General features: G+C 52.8%; 17 protein-coding genes. 12 read left to right on the top strand and 5 right to left on the bottom strand.

The genetic code is table 11. The features are described from left to right. Nucleotides 1–213: 213 nt before the first annotated feature. Entirely contained in the window at nucleotides 214–384 is a 171-nt protein-coding gene (locus ACXAEW_RS17440; RefSeq protein WP_474942536.1) for a hypothetical protein, read from the bottom strand. A gap of 114 nt (nucleotides 385–498) precedes the next feature. Here ACXAEW_RS17440 and ACXAEW_RS17435 point away from each other — a divergent pair, with 114 nt between their 5' ends. From ACXAEW_RS17435 to ACXAEW_RS17390, 10 genes are all read left to right on the top strand, one after another. Continuing rightward, entirely contained in the window at nucleotides 499–690 is a 192-nt protein-coding gene (locus tag ACXAEW_RS17435) for a hypothetical protein (protein ID WP_474942535.1), read from the top strand. Further along, nucleotides 683–1,201, top strand: coding sequence for a hypothetical protein (locus tag ACXAEW_RS17430; RefSeq protein ID WP_474942534.1), 519 nt, complete (start codon nucleotides 683–685; stop codon nucleotides 1,199–1,201). The genes ACXAEW_RS17435 and ACXAEW_RS17430 overlap by 8 nt, the downstream gene beginning before the upstream one ends. Nucleotides 1,202–1,221: 20 nt before the next feature. After that, complete coding sequence (locus tag ACXAEW_RS17425; RefSeq protein WP_474942533.1) at nucleotides 1,222–1,437, top strand: hypothetical protein; 216 nt, start codon at nucleotides 1,222–1,224, stop codon at nucleotides 1,435–1,437. A gap of 557 nt (nucleotides 1,438–1,994) precedes the next feature. Continuing rightward, nucleotides 1,995–2,612, top strand: coding sequence for a hypothetical protein (locus tag ACXAEW_RS17420; RefSeq protein WP_474942532.1), 618 nt, complete (start codon nucleotides 1,995–1,997; stop codon nucleotides 2,610–2,612). Between the two features lie 41 nt (nucleotides 2,613–2,653). Then, on the top strand, nucleotides 2,654–2,926 hold the full coding sequence (locus ACXAEW_RS17415; protein WP_474942531.1) for a hypothetical protein: 273 nt from the start codon (nucleotides 2,654–2,656) through the stop codon (nucleotides 2,924–2,926). A gap of 577 nt (nucleotides 2,927–3,503) precedes the next feature. Beyond that, nucleotides 3,504–3,875: a hypothetical protein gene (locus ACXAEW_RS17410; RefSeq protein ID WP_474941472.1), complete on the top strand. Its 372-nt coding sequence runs from the start codon at nucleotides 3,504–3,506 to the stop codon at nucleotides 3,873–3,875. Continuing rightward, nucleotides 3,872–4,435: a TetR/AcrR family transcriptional regulator gene (locus tag ACXAEW_RS17405; RefSeq protein WP_474942530.1), complete on the top strand. Its 564-nt coding sequence runs from the start codon at nucleotides 3,872–3,874 to the stop codon at nucleotides 4,433–4,435. Before ACXAEW_RS17410 ends, ACXAEW_RS17405 begins: the two co-directional genes overlap by 4 nt. A 209-nt stretch (nucleotides 4,436–4,644) precedes the next feature. After that, the gene (locus ACXAEW_RS17400) at nucleotides 4,645–5,046 is read left to right on the top strand and encodes a hypothetical protein (protein WP_474942529.1); all 402 of its coding nucleotides are present in this window, start codon (nucleotides 4,645–4,647) and stop codon (nucleotides 5,044–5,046) included. Nucleotides 5,047–5,259: 213 nt separating this feature from the next. Beyond that, a complete protein-coding gene (locus ACXAEW_RS17395; RefSeq protein ID WP_474942528.1) occupies nucleotides 5,260–5,994 on the top strand; it encodes a substrate-binding periplasmic protein in 735 nt (244 codons plus the stop codon). Between the two features lie 674 nt (nucleotides 5,995–6,668). After that, the gene (locus tag ACXAEW_RS17390; RefSeq protein WP_474942527.1) at nucleotides 6,669–6,881 is read left to right on the top strand and encodes a hypothetical protein; all 213 of its coding nucleotides are present in this window, start codon (nucleotides 6,669–6,671) and stop codon (nucleotides 6,879–6,881) included. Between the two features lie 117 nt (nucleotides 6,882–6,998). Here the strand turns inward: ACXAEW_RS17390 and ACXAEW_RS17385 are convergent, their stop codons facing one another. Further along, nucleotides 6,999–7,814 carry a CE1 family esterase gene (locus tag ACXAEW_RS17385; protein ID WP_474942526.1) on the bottom strand — a complete coding sequence of 272 codons (816 nt, stop codon included), beginning with the start codon at nucleotides 7,812–7,814 and terminating at the stop codon, nucleotides 6,999–7,001. A 139-nt stretch (nucleotides 7,815–7,953) separates the two neighbouring features. Continuing rightward, entirely contained in the window at nucleotides 7,954–8,739 is a 786-nt protein-coding gene (locus tag ACXAEW_RS17380; protein ID WP_474943063.1) for an alpha/beta fold hydrolase, read from the bottom strand. Between the two features lie 134 nt (nucleotides 8,740–8,873). On the opposite strand from ACXAEW_RS17380, the gene ACXAEW_RS17375 reads away from it, so the two are divergent. Beyond that, nucleotides 8,874–9,239: a hypothetical protein gene (locus ACXAEW_RS17375; RefSeq protein ID WP_474942525.1), complete on the top strand. Its 366-nt coding sequence runs from the start codon at nucleotides 8,874–8,876 to the stop codon at nucleotides 9,237–9,239. Between the two features lie 222 nt (nucleotides 9,240–9,461). Here the strand turns inward: ACXAEW_RS17375 and ACXAEW_RS17370 are convergent, their stop codons facing one another. After that, the gene (locus ACXAEW_RS17370) at nucleotides 9,462–10,337 is read right to left on the bottom strand and encodes a DUF817 domain-containing protein (RefSeq protein WP_474942524.1); all 876 of its coding nucleotides are present in this window, start codon (nucleotides 10,335–10,337) and stop codon (nucleotides 9,462–9,464) included. A 99-nt stretch (nucleotides 10,338–10,436) separates the two neighbouring features. Beyond that, nucleotides 10,437–11,729, bottom strand: a complete 1,293-nt coding sequence (gene glyA, locus ACXAEW_RS17365; protein WP_474942523.1) for a serine hydroxymethyltransferase — start codon at nucleotides 11,727–11,729, stop codon at nucleotides 10,437–10,439. 202 nt (nucleotides 11,730–11,931) lie between these two features. Between glyA and ACXAEW_RS17360 the strand changes: the two genes are divergently transcribed. Next, a complete protein-coding gene (locus tag ACXAEW_RS17360; protein WP_474942522.1) occupies nucleotides 11,932–12,687 on the top strand; it encodes an NAD kinase in 756 nt (251 codons plus the stop codon). Nucleotides 12,688–12,720: the final 33 nt, after the last annotated feature.

Raw genomic sequence — 12,720 nt, 5'->3', positions numbered from 1 at the left:
TCCTGGACCGCCATCTGGGTCATTGAAATCTACGCTATCTGATCCGCATTGATTGCAGGTTTGGATGGCCGTAAGGGCTTTAAGGAGAAACTTTGCTGCATGCCTCATCATGATTAATCCATAATAAATACAGGGCGATTATTCAATAAAATACCGCTAACAAGTTTAAGCTTTTTGAGTTTGGGATTTGGTTTTCAGGGGGATTAGTTGGATTCAGTAGGTGTCGTCGTCATAGGATGGGTCGAGCCATCCCGTGCCATCGCAGTTTTCACAGTCCTCATCGTCCTGACCGCATAGGCAGTCGGCAGGCCAGCATGGGCACTTGTGATAGCCGCGCCCTTTGCAGTCTGGGCATGGCCTCAATTCTTCATCATCGTCTGCCATGTGGCCTCCGGCGGTTTGTGGATATGCGCAAGTGTGCGCACACATGTAGATACGTGTCAATACGTGTGCGCACACTTGTTGACATTTGCGCATTTGCGCGCATTGTGCATAAGCATGGACATGGCAAACCGGAAACGATCACCTCTTAACCTGACCCTCGACCCTAAATTGGTCGCGGCGATGCGGGCTTGGTGCAAATCCCAAGATATTGAAATTGTCTTTGGGCGCGCATTGGATGTTGCCATGTCGGAGTTTTTGGAAAAGCGGGGTGCGCAGCCTCCCGAAAATGAAGATAAAGATGGCTGATGTAGCAAAAGCAGACGGCGAAATTCATGTAGTAAAAGCGGCCAGAAAATCCGCGGTATTGACCGGTCACCCATACCTTCCTGCGCTGCGCACGCAGATCCGCCATGTGAGAGATTGGGGTATCCCTGCCGAAATGGGCGAGGATGGTGACCTATCGCCTATTTGGATTGATGACGTCTCGGGTTTGCGCTCAACCAATTGGAGCAAGTACCTGATTGAGCGCGCGGAGCTGATGCGTGCGTTTGATCAATTCGGCGGAGACGGACACGTTGTTTTCTTCGATACGCCGCTCTGCGTTGGGTTCTCGCGTTCCCATGCGTTGGATATGATCAGGCGATTACGCGGTGCTGGCGCGTCATTCTTTGTTCACAGCATGGGCAAGGGGTGCAAGACTGGCTGCGTGTTCGGCCCCAGGGCCAAGCTGGATATATTTTGGGATCAGCACAGACGCCAGTTAAAGGCCGCCCAGGTGCGGGTCAGTCGTTACAACGTTCGCGCCCGCGCGGCATAGTGGATCAAAGGAGCAGAGCATTGGATCACTACTATGTAACATTAGAAGGCTTCCCTGCGGATTGTGGAGATGTGATTTCCGATCAAGGCGAAGTCATTGGCACTTATACCCTGGATGAAAATGACTATTGCGAGTTCACCCCCGACGGTGCGGATGAGCCCATTATTTCCGGTTATCACGTTGGGCCATTTTGTAGCGATATAGCCGAGTGGCACCGCAAACAGGAATCCACCTAGGGAGCACTCATCAAAGAGACAAAAGAGATAAATTATTCTCTACTAAGGGTTCTATGCTAGGATGGAGCCATTGAAGCTTAGGGGTACACCAATGAAGTCCTTTTCGACTATTTTGCTGGGCGTTTCATTTCTTGCATCAACCGCTATGGCTGATGTAAGCGCGGACAATTGTCCGTCGCACGTTCTCAGCGTCACCACAACCTTTGGTCACAGTTGGCTTATAAATGTCAACAAACAAGAGTTCAATCTAACAACATCCAACGGGACAAAGGTCGGTGGGTCCGTCTCACAGTTTTTTTGCAGTCCTGGAGGAGACTTCGCGTTTCAGGCTACACGAATTGACAACATTTCACACGGCTGTACGGGAAAGTTCACTGGCTATGAGATTACTAGCAGTCTTTGCACCGGTGGCGAGCACCTTGCTTCTGGCAGTTTTCAATAACTCTTGTCTGCTCTAATTTAGTCCCTTTGGTCTGAGCGATCGCCTTGACCGCACGGCGACGTATATGTCAGTCGCTCAATAGCTGGGCACCAAAGGGCATCCAGCTAAGGAGAGGATGGGGGAATTTAAATTGCCACCTGCACAATATAAAATTGACAAAGGTCAATTAAACATTCTAGTCGAAGAAGTGCTAGTCCAGGCGCAACTTGCGGTCGGTTCATACCGGGCTCTGAATCAGCTCGTGAGTGCTCCCGAAACGCGGCAACTGCGCGAATGCTGGTCGCACCTACAGTCGGTTTTGAGCCACGCGGCTATGATTTCTAAATACGTGAAACCAGCTGGCGGTGCGCATCCTTTGACTGATCGGGGGGAGGCCCTGAAGCAAGCCTTGGAAATCGAACAAAGCTCGGCTGTATTGTGCCGCAAAGTCAGAAACAACGTTGAGCATATGGACGATCGGATTGACGCATGGTTGACCAGCTCGCACTCCAATATTTTGGAGTGTGTTTTTGAAAGTCGGAGCGGTTTGGATTTTCTGATAGAAGGAGATGAGTCACGCTATTTCATAAAGCGTGCTTATCTTGTTGACGAGAGAGTCTTCGTAAATCAGGGGCGGGAGGGTCTTGAGGAGGTTGACTTAGGGGCGCTTGGTGATGAGTTGGAGCGCCTGGTCCAAAAAGCATCTAGCTATCTTGAGACAGACGATTCAATTACCCGAATATTTCCGCAGTAGATAGGCTGCGGGGTTCGCCGCGTCCAAAAAAGGAGCAAGTCATGAGCCATCCGACTGCAGCGCCCGGGCAGATCAAAGTGAAGTATGGCAAGCGTGAAGGCGACTTGTTCATGTGCCATGGCGAGGGAACGTCAAAGGCTGATGTCAATTTGCTGATGGGTGCCGTAACGGATCATGTCTTGGAGGCGGATTTCAAAACCACCTACGATCTGCATTACCGGAACCAACTCACAGATAGCGTTCTGTCGCAGTTGGAGGCGCGAGGATATGATCCTGCGACGCTGGAAATCTCAATTCGGAAAAAGTCCAAGTAAGGAGGCGTTCGCGCTAAGCGCGGCGAATGGGTGCTGAGAGCCCAAATTACCGGATGCTGCGCTTGGGGCTAATGTCCGGCTTCAGGTTTTTGCGCCGGTTCGCTTTCTTGGAGAAGTCGCATTGCTATCTCAGTGTTGCATGAGGCTGCGTATCCCAATGCGCGCTTGATGCCGGGCAAGAGCGCAGCTTCATTCATGGAAAATCTAAGGTCGATAAGGCCCGCTTCTCCAAAATGCTCTCGGATGATACCCCGGCTTGTTGCATCATCTTCCCGCCTTCCCACAAGTGCATCTGGCAATGTCGTGACTGCTCTAAATTCGTTTGAAAATTAAGGTTACATTCGGCCAGGATCGCTGCGAGGACTTGTGCATCGACACAAGCAGAGTCTGCGAGATTGAGCTCGGCTTCGACGTAGGTTCTGCAATCTGCCGTTATCGCCGCTCTCAGCCTGACTAATTAAGAAAAAAGTCAGTCGCTAGAATACCATTCGGGTTCTCACCATTCACAAAAGCATACCTTATTGTATGTTTGATGCAGAAAACATACAATAAGGTATGCTTTTTAAGAGGATATCACATGAGCTTTTGGTTTTTTTCTGCGGCTAGCGTCTTGTCGGCAATCTGGCTCGTCATCCATTTGACGGCTGGAGAACGTGAAGTCGCACAGCCTCTTTTACAGGCAAAAGAGTTAGAGGACGTGGTTCGGGAAACCCAATATCTTTGCTGGCATTTCACAAGCGTTTCAATTGCTTGCATGGCGGGTTTCTTTGGGTTTGCAGCCTTTTGGGATGTAGATGTTTTGGCGGCTGCAGGGCTCACACTCGCCTCAGGCTTTGCTATTTGCGGTATTGGTCTCGTGATGATCCGAAGCGCCAGTCATAGCCTGATACCGCAGGGATGGCTTTTTGTCCCTGTGGCAGTCCTTGGTATGCTTGGGTTGCTAGCATGACCAAAAAGCGGCGATTGAATGCGGATGATTGGGTGGCGTTAGGATTGGCCGAGCTTGCGCGTCATGGTCCCGATGCAATTAAGTTGGAAGCGATTTGTAGTGCCGCAGGCCTAACCCGTGGGTCGTTCTATCACCATTTCAATGATCACTTGGGTTTTCTGAAGTCAGTTGTAACTGCATGGCGAAACCAGTCCACACTAGATGTCATCCAAGGCATCAATAGCGCTGAATCCACCGAAGAGATCGCCTCGAATTTGACGACGGCCGCATTACAAATTGACTATAGGCTCGAACTGGGCATTCGGGAACTTGGGCGGCGTATACCCAAGATCGCGGATATTGTTCGTGAAACTGACCTAACGCGCATCGCCATACTAACCAAAATCTATGCTGAGCGGTTCGCAATGGATAAGCCGATAGCCGAGGATTTCGCATTCTTAGAGTATGCGGCCTTTAGCGGAATGATCTTGCTCAATCCTGACATGGACAGGGAAAAGCAGCATCGACTGGCAACCAAGTATGACAGATTAGTAGAAAAAGGCTTGTCGACAGATATTTAAAGAGCGCGACCTCATTGGCCGCCATTGGCGCAACCGCAGCGAACGGTAACAAAGTCCGCTGTGCGTCACCAATTGATCGTAATCTGTATGTCCGCATAGGGTAGGCTGTCCATCTAAGGAGACGTTCGAGCTAAGCGCGGCGAATGGGTGCTGAGAGCCCAAAGTGTCGCCTTGTATGGTTCGAAAGAACGCTGCTATCCACATCCCTTATGATTGAACCAGAAATTCGCCATCCAACCCGACAAGCCATCGACTTCATCGCAAACCGATTGGAATTGCGAAATGACCCCTGCATGCAAGACTGGGAATTTGAAGTCTCAGAGCCCAATGACCTCCCGCGATATCTCGCACTGTACAAAGAAGTGCTGGGTGACGACGATGTGCGGTTCGTCCTTGCAGATATGATCATCCAGGCATTCGAAGATTCTGACTTCCAGCTTTCCGCTAACCCTGATTGGAAGGCGTTTCTTTTCTCTCTAACAGAGCGTGTCGACTTACATGGTTGGCAGATTTGGTATTGGTCTAGTTGGGATGTCGAACTGGAAGAAGCATGGAGGGTCAGTTCCACTATGCGCGAATTGTGCGAAATTCACTTTGTGGAGGACAGCTAACTCGATTACTCCTCAACGGCAGTAAAGCCCGCTGTGCGTCACCAATTGATCGTAATCTGATGGCTAAATCCGCCAGCATCACCCCAAGACCAAAATACTTGGGAAATATCGGTTTAAATCCCCTTTCCCGATCAATCAAAACCAACCATTCATTTTTTTTAAACCTCTCACCTCGAATATCCACCTTAGTATTGTAATCAGAGGTAAGAACCAATGAAGACCATCCGTACTGGATTTTTGACAGCGCTTGCATTTGTTTTGGGGTTCGGCGCTGGCAATTTCGCGCAAGCAGAAGCAATCAAAGCGTACACGGCTGTTCTTCCGCCTTTTACCCTTGGTTCCGACCAGAGCATGCCTGGCATTTCGCATGAGATCCTTGCCGAAATGTCGAGCAGAGCAGGCGTCGAGATTGAAATTGTCTACCTCCCCTGGAAACGTGCTCAGGCACAGGTAAAAGACACTCCAAATACACTTTTGTTCACAGCCGCACGCACCGGCGCGCGCGAACCGCTGTATAATTGGATCACAGAAGTGATTGTAACCAATGAAGTCTTCGCAACACTCTCAGACACGATCGATAGCTTTGAGAACGCACAGGGGCTAAAAAGGGTCGCCGCACTTGCCGGATCACCGCGGGAACGCCGTCTGAAAGAAGCCAACTTCGGCAACCTTTATCCTGCAAACGACACTGCTACAGCGGCGCGACTGCTTGGCAAAGGGCGTGTAGACGCATGGTACACATTTGATCACAGGGTACTGCATGCCATTAAGTCTTCCGGTCTGGACCCAAATAATGTGGTTATAGGCAAACCCATTCGCACGTCGCACCTGTGGCTGGCGTCAAACCTGGAATTTGACGATCAGACAGCGGATGCACTTGCAGCCGCATTGGTTTCGATGCGTGAAGACGGAACCTATGATGACATCGTCGGAAAATACCTGAACTGAACAACTGACGACCGGCGCCGTTAAGACCGTCAAAATGATTTGGCAGAAATAAAGAACGAGGTCTTGGCAGCAGGGGCCGCTGGTAGCTTAAAACCACCAATAAACTGCTCCAACCGCCGGCCATTGAGCGCCCACTCGATCTCAAAGGTCAAGCGTTGCACAGCAGTCCATGCCAATTGTGCTTGGCGGTCTATATGTTGTTTGGTGCGTTCTGGGATCGATTTGGACAACCCGTGACAGTCACTCAAGGCCAGAGTTAAGCGAGAGCTTCGCGGAATTTGAACGGGTTGAGGAGCTGTACCTCCAAACTCAAGTTGGGCAACAGTGTAAATCGTATGCCGAAACTAAAGAGTTTGGATGGCTCAAGCCGTCAGAAAAACCACAAGACATGGACCTACGGTTGTCCAGCTAAGGAGGAGTGCCATGATGGCTCCGGGATATTATGGGTGGGTGGTTTTTCGTGCACCCCAGAGATTGAAAGCAAAGGACTTTTTAGGAACTTAAAATCTCCAGGCCTTAGTGCCGTGCCGGTTCGAGTCCGGCCGCGGGTACCACTGAAAACAAAGCGAAATTCTCAGTTCCTCAAAATTCGGATTTAATTCCAGACTGTGCATCTCCCACACCTGACACCCACATCTCACTTTGTTCCCCTTATGTATCACGTTAAGCGTTCTATGGAGCGGTGTAGTCGTTTCGGAACATGGGGTGACGCCACTGTTGTTCAAAAGGGGTGCAACGCCGAGAGCGCGAAAAACCGCAATGCCGCTGCTGGAACCGTCAAAGCGCAAACCCAGTCAATCTATGCCAAATCGGGGCTTTCTGGAAACGGCCAGCTGATGGGATTGCTGCTGGAAGAGCTCACAGAAGGCCGCACGTTGGACAGGTGAATATCATTTGCCGCAAAGTGTTTGGTTATGTCAGAGCCAAAAACGCAACGGGCGCAATTGGTCTAACTCCATCTTGGCCAGGGGCCGCCCGCTCTGCGCGGGCTGATGCCAACAGGGTCAGAGCTTTCCCTTTTCGGTCAACAGGTCCCAAGTGGATTTCAGATACTCGGCTTTGAAACTATGACCGCCTTCGAAGGTGCAGAAGTCAAGAATGTCGCCGGCTTGGTTGGCTTTGGTTGCGCAGGCAAGCGCTCCAAGGGAGGTTTTGCCGGTGTCGGCATAATCTCCATAGTTCGCATACATCTGAAGGACATCCGGCACGCTTCCCTGATGGGTATCCAGAACCTTGCGCCCCTCAAGCGGGACGATTTTGTCGCTCGTCCCGTGAATATGGATTATGCTGGCGGGTGGTGTGTCGCAGGAGACCGGTTCCGGCTGCCAGAAGGTGCCGGACATGGGCACAAAACCTGCGTAGTCCTGACTGCGATGGCAGGCGAGGTTCCAGACCATCATTGCCCCGGCTGAAAACCCCGTCAGCATAAGCCGGTTGCCGTCAATTGGGAAATTTGCAGTCACATCGGCGCGCATAGCATCATAGTACGCCAGCTCATCCACATCGGGATTGGTGACCGGGGAAGGCGCACCTGGAATGGACCAATCGTCCATGGCTGATTTAGTGGCAATCAGCGCCACCCCCAGATCGTCGGCCAGTTTGGTCAGGTTTTTATTCTTCATCGCACCCTTTGCGGTGCCCTTGTAGCCGTGTGTAAAGATTATCGCGCCAATTTTTTCGAGCCCATCATGGCCCGAGGGCATATAGATCCGATAGTGCCGGTCCCCGATTTTACAATCTGTATCGCTGCCACAGGCTTGTGCGCCTCCGACCAATGCACAAGTGATAAACGCAGCGGCAGTAACGCGTGTTTTGAGCATGAAGACCCCTTTGCTCCTTCAAATATCAAACAATGGGATCATCGCCATTGCCGCGAAGGTCGCACCGGTTGTCCCGTGCAATAGGTAACAGGTCAATTCACCTTATTGTGGGAAATGTGTCAGCCGGGTGGGCAAGGTTTCAGTTTGGGGCAGGGGGGATGTCGACATTCAAAAAAGCACGTGCGGCAGCTTCAAACTCGCGCGGTTTCTCTGCGTGAAGCCAATGGCCAGCTCCTGGGATTTTGGCGAACTTCGCGTCCGGGAACATAGATTTTATGCGCGGGCGGTATTCAGTCTTTACATAGTCCGAAGACGCCCCGGACAGGAACAAAGCAGGCCCCGACCAGCTTCCGGTGATCTCGTCTGGGAAGGACAGTACCAGATGCATCTGATCTTCCAATGTGTCCAGATTGAGCCGCCAGCGCTTGTTTGGAATATCCAGAGATTGGGTGAAAAAGCTTTGCAGCGCTGGGTCAACACCGGCCTTCGCCAGCTGCTCTTCGGCTTGGGAACGACGTTCAAGTGTGGCCAGATCGACGGTACGCATGGCCTTGATGAACTGGATCTGACTATGGCTATAGGCAACCGGTGCAATATCCGCGACCAGCAGGCGACGTATTTTTCCCGGATGGTTCAGAGCCAGCGCCATCGCGGCCTTTCCGCCCATCGAATGCCCGACCACATCCATCTGGCCCCCATGTGCGTCAATCACCTCTGCCAGATCCGAGGCCAGCTCGGGATAGCTGTGTGTTTCGCTCCAGGGGCTGAACCCGTGGTTGCGCTGGTCCACTGCAATCACCTGACGTTCATCCGACAGGCGTTTGGCAATAACACCCCAGTTCCGGGCCGAGCCGTAAAGCCCGTGAACAATCAGAAGAGGTGTTTGGTTGAGGTTGGCAGAGCCGTGAGAGATCGTGTTCAGCATGCTGCGGTGATAACGGCGATTGGCTGCCGGTGCCAGAGGTTTTGGGGGCGTTCTGCGCTGTAGGGTGATTGAGGTAACAGCGGTCTGCTGATAGGGTTCGGCCAACCTCGAATGAACCAAGGTAGTTAGTGGTCGTGACACAGGATCTTGTCCTCGAAATCGAAGAACTGCATGACTTGTTGCGATCCCGTGAAGGCGGACGGGGGGATCTGGAAACGGTCTTGAAAAAACGTCGTCGGCAATTGCCGCGTCGCATTTATCGCCAAGGGTTAAAGCTCGCGGTAGCTTTGCCTCTGCTGCAGCACCCTCAGTTGCAAATGACAGTTGACCAGATGCCGCTGCGCCGTGCTGTCAAAGACGTGCGGGGTCATTTGAAGAGCATTGATGTTGCGGACAGACGTTTAGGGCGGTTTCTGGACATTCTGGGATCGGTTGGCTTTGCTGTGTTGGTTGTCGTTGCTCTTCTGATCACGGTTCTGCGCTGGCGTGGCTTTGTTTGAAACAAGCTGTGCGCAACGGAGCGCTCCCGCCCCTTTTGCGATTTTCAAAGAAAACCGCGAAAGCGTTGGGCGTGGCACCGCGCTTGCGCGCGGTGCAAGTGGCGTTATGTCAGAAACTTGTCCTGTGTCGCAACGGCTGCTGTTGAACGTGCCTGCATCGCAGCCCTGAAGGGGCTGCGATGCAGGGCCCAAGGCCTTTGGCATTGCATCTTCGATGCAAGGTCAGGGCGCGGGAGCACTCTGTTTTTGCTCTAAAGGCTTTGGCGCTGTCAGCGCTTCGCGGAAAACAAGTGTGACCGTGGCAAAGCTAACGTAAAGTAAAAGATACCAGGACCCCATCTTGGCGAAGCTGACCCAAGTCTCTACCGATTGCCCGGTGTAGAGCCAAGTTTTTGTTCCGGTTCCGACATTCTCTGCAACCCACAGGAAGAAGCTGGACAGAAACGCCGCTACGGGCAGTGGCATCCAATAGATCTGGGCACCGATGCGGAACCAGATACGCGTGCGCAGATAGAGGATTACCGTTGCTGCAAACAGAAGCAGGCGAAGATCCGGTAGGAAATGATGGGCGAAGAAATTTCCATAGATCGCACAGGCCAGCAGGATCGCCGCCCAAAAGGGCGGGTAGGGCGCAAAGCGCATATCAAAAAGCCGGATCACCCGTGCCATAAATGAACCGACCGACGCATACATAAACCCAGAGAACAGCGGCACCTCCCACAGTTTGATCAGGCCGCTTCCCGGGTAACTCCACGATCCCATGTGGACCTTGAAAATTTCCATCAACGTGCCTGTCAGGTGAAAGAGAAAGATCACTCGGACCTCTCGCCAGCTTTCCATCCCTGTGCCGAGAAGGATTGCCTGTAACACCAGTGCGTAGATAAAAAGTGCATCATAGCGGGCAATGACCCAAGTTTCTTGCCAGATCCAGTCGGTGACCATAAGGCCCCCGAGCAGAAGGATACCAAAAATCGCGGCCCATCCCTGTTTCAGGACAAACATTACAAATTCCGCGACATAGAACGGCAAGCGTGCACGCATCCAGTCACCCAGTCGGCGTTCCAACCGTTGGGTCCGATTAAATTCTTCTTTGTTCATGAATATGCTCTGGATTTGTAAACCTGTCCGCCAGCATAGAAAAACCGCCGCCCTTGAGAAAGGGCGACGGTTTAGAAACACTGAAACAGCTGTGTCCGATTAATGGTTCGGGTACAGCGGGAAACGACCGCAGAGATCGGCCACTTTGCCCCGAACTGCGGCTTCAACTTCGGCGTTGCCTTCTTCGCCGTTTGCGGCCAGACCATCGACGACTTCCACGATCAGGCGGGCGATCTCGCGGAACTCTTCTTCACCAAATCCACGCGTTGTGCCGGCTGGGGTGCCCAGACGGATGCCCGAGGTCACGGTCGGCTTTTCCGGATCAAACGGAATGCCGTTTTTGTTGGTGGTGATATGCGCACGGCCCAGAGCTTTGTCGACGATATTGCCGGTCACCTTTTTGGGGCGCAGATCCACCAGCATTACATGTGTGTCGGTGCCGCCGGTGACGATGTCCAGGCCGCCCTTCATCAATTCATCCGCCAGCGCAACCGCATTGGCGCGCACCTGCTTTTGATACTCTTTAAATTCGGGCTTCAACGCTTCGCCAAAGGCTGCGGCTTTACCTGCAATCACATGCATCAAGGGGCCACCCTGGATGCCAGGGAAGATTGCCGAGTTGATCTTCTTTGCAAGGTCCGGGTTGTTGGTCAGGATCATGCCACCGCGCGGACCGCGCAGGGTTTTGTGCGTGGTGGTTGTGGCAACATCCGCATAGGGGAACGGCGAGGGGTGTTCACCGGCGGCAACCAGACCGGCAAAATGCGCCATGTCGACCATCAGATAGGCACCAACGCTGTCAGCGATTTCACGGAATTTGGCAAAATCGATCTGACGCGGGATCGCCGAACCACCGGCAATGATCAGTTTCGGCTGATGTTCGGTGGCCAGCGCTTGAACCTCATCATAGTCGATCAGGTTGTCTTGTTTGCGTACACCATACTGAACGGCGTTGAACCATTTGCCGGATTGGTTCGGAGCCGCACCGTGGGTCAGGTGGCCACCAGACGCCAGGTTCATACCAAGGATGGTATCGCCCGGCTTGATCATGGCTTGGAACGCACCTTGGTTGGCTTGTGAACCTGAGTTCGGCTGAACGTTGGCGAATTCACAGCCAAACAGTTCTTTGGCGCGGTCGATGGCCAGGTTTTCGGCAACGTCTACATATTGGCAGCCGCCATAATACCGGCGGCCGGGATAACCTTCTGCGTATTTGTTGGTCAGCACAGAACCTTGTGCTTCCATCACTGCGGCGGAAACGATGTTTTCGGACGCGATCAGCTCGATCTCATCACGCTGGCGGCCCAGCTCATCTGTGATGGCACCAAAAAGCTCTGGGTCGCGTTCGGATAGGGGTTGGGTAAAGAAACCTGGATCGCGGGTCGTGGTCATGTTCGCTCCGTCTGGCTGGAGAGTGAAAGTGTAAAAATTTCCTATAGGAAACATCGCGGGATTGGAAGAATGTAAAACGACAATTTGGGATTTCCCAGCGACTTCGGGCCGCTATGACTGGTCATCCGGGAAAAGCTGTGATTGTTTTGGAACCAAACGTGTAACACCGGAAACAGTATCTCCGGAAACAGAGGTCCGCCCCGTGAAAATCTCCTTCTTGGCCAGCCGTGCCCCGGTGGCGCAAACTGCACGGGCCGCTTTGATCGGACGTTATGGTGATTCCCGTCTGGCAGACGCCGATGTTGTGGTGGCGCTGGGGGGCGATGGGTTCATGCTGGAGACCTTGCAGGAGGTATTGGATCTGGACGTGCCCGTATATGGGATGAACCGGGGCACTATCGGGTTCTTGATGAACGAATATAACGAGAGCGGATTGATCGAACGGCTAAGTGCAGCTGAAGAAGAGATCGTACGCCCGTTGTCGATGCGCGCGATGACCCGCAGCGGTGAGGAGCATCACGCGCTGGCGATTAACGAGGTCTCATTGCTGCGGTCAGGTCCGCAGGCCGCCAAATTGAAAATCCTGATTGATGGGCGTCAGCGTCTTGAAGAACTTGTATGTGACGGCGCGCTGGTGGCAACGCCGGCCGGGTCGACCGCCTATAACTACTCGGCGCATGGGCCGATCCTGCCGATTGGAGCGGATGTTCTGGCCCTGACGCCCATTGCAGCCTTTCGCCCCCGCCGGTGGCGCGGCGCGCTGCTGCCCAGCGAAGCCTGCGTGCGCTTTGAGGTCCAAGAAGCTGACAAACGTCCGGTTATGGCCCATGCGGATTCGGACTCTTTTATTGATGTAGACTGGGTCGAGATCAGAACAGAGCAGAAGGTCGCGCACCGGATTCTCTTCGATCACGGACACGGGCTGGAAGAACGCTTAATTTCTGAACAATTCGCGTGACGCTGATTGACGGTCAAACGCCGCAATCTTCAA

Source organism: Epibacterium sp. ABZ3_068 (assembly GCF_056159265.1).
Note: the sequence above shows the minus strand (reverse complement) of the source record. Positions and strands in the feature narration are given on the sequence as shown.

Bases quoted from the DNA above. Each gene is read 5' to 3' on its own strand.
- ACXAEW_RS17440 (WP_474942536.1), bottom strand. From the start codon at position 384: ATGGCAGACGATGATGAAGAATTGAGGCCATGCCCAGACTGCAAAGGG.
- ACXAEW_RS17435 (WP_474942535.1), top strand. From the start codon at position 499: ATGGACATGGCAAACCGGAAACGATCACCTCTTAACCTGACCCTCGAC.
- ACXAEW_RS17430 (WP_474942534.1), top strand. From the start codon at position 683: ATGGCTGATGTAGCAAAAGCAGACGGCGAAATTCATGTAGTAAAAGCG.
- ACXAEW_RS17420 (WP_474942532.1), top strand. From the start codon at position 1,995: ATGGGGGAATTTAAATTGCCACCTGCACAATATAAAATTGACAAAGGT.
- ACXAEW_RS17415 (WP_474942531.1), top strand. From the start codon at position 2,654: ATGAGCCATCCGACTGCAGCGCCCGGGCAGATCAAAGTGAAGTATGGC.
- ACXAEW_RS17410 (WP_474941472.1), top strand. From the start codon at position 3,504: ATGAGCTTTTGGTTTTTTTCTGCGGCTAGCGTCTTGTCGGCAATCTGG.
- ACXAEW_RS17405 (WP_474942530.1), top strand. From the start codon at position 3,872: ATGACCAAAAAGCGGCGATTGAATGCGGATGATTGGGTGGCGTTAGGA.
- ACXAEW_RS17400 (WP_474942529.1), top strand. From the start codon at position 4,645: ATGATTGAACCAGAAATTCGCCATCCAACCCGACAAGCCATCGACTTC.
- ACXAEW_RS17395 (WP_474942528.1), top strand. From the start codon at position 5,260: ATGAAGACCATCCGTACTGGATTTTTGACAGCGCTTGCATTTGTTTTG.
- ACXAEW_RS17390 (WP_474942527.1), top strand. From the start codon at position 6,669: ATGGAGCGGTGTAGTCGTTTCGGAACATGGGGTGACGCCACTGTTGTT.
- ACXAEW_RS17385 (WP_474942526.1), bottom strand. From the start codon at position 7,814: ATGCTCAAAACACGCGTTACTGCCGCTGCGTTTATCACTTGTGCATTG.
- ACXAEW_RS17380 (WP_474943063.1), bottom strand. From the start codon at position 8,739: ATGCTGAACACGATCTCTCACGGCTCTGCCAACCTCAACCAAACACCT.
- ACXAEW_RS17370 (WP_474942524.1), bottom strand. From the start codon at position 10,337: ATGAACAAAGAAGAATTTAATCGGACCCAACGGTTGGAACGCCGACTG.
- glyA (WP_474942523.1), bottom strand. From the start codon at position 11,729: ATGACCACGACCCGCGATCCAGGTTTCTTTACCCAACCCCTATCCGAA.